This window comes from Streptomyces marinisediminis (genome assembly GCF_026262575.1).
Lineage (GTDB): Bacteria > Actinomycetota > Actinomycetes > Streptomycetales > Streptomycetaceae > Streptomyces > Streptomyces marinisediminis.
In genome coordinates this window covers 1-341 of the sequence record NZ_JAPKFL010000130.1, presented here as the reverse complement: position 1 = coordinate 341, position 341 = coordinate 1, and the positions used below count along the sequence as shown (strand labels likewise).

At 73.0% G+C, this 341-nt stretch carries 1 protein-coding gene; it reads right to left on the bottom strand.

Annotated elements, in window-relative coordinates:
- Window positions 1-341, bottom strand: a 341-nt coding sequence (locus OSB71_RS24385; protein WP_265950967.1) for a SpnB-like Rossmann fold domain-containing protein, incomplete at both ends; no start/stop codon positions are given.

The window sequence follows — 341 nt, the reverse complement described above, 5'->3', positions numbered from 1 at the left end:
CGGTGTCGGTGTCGGTGTCGACCAGGATCAGCCGGTCGGGGTGCTCGGACTGCGCGGCACGCACCAGCCCCCACACCGCCGCGGCGGCCAGATCCGACACCCCCGAACCCGCCACATCCACCGCACCCCGCGAGACCACCACCAACCGCGCGTTTCCACCCCCGGCACCCGCCAGCCACTCCCGCACCCGCTCCAGCACACCCACCACCCGCGCATGCACACCCTCCACCACACCACCACCGCCACCGGACACCCCAGCCACATCCAGCACCGACACCTCACCCACCGCACCCACCACCGGCTCCACCGGCACCCAACCCACCCGGAACAGCGAGTCGGCG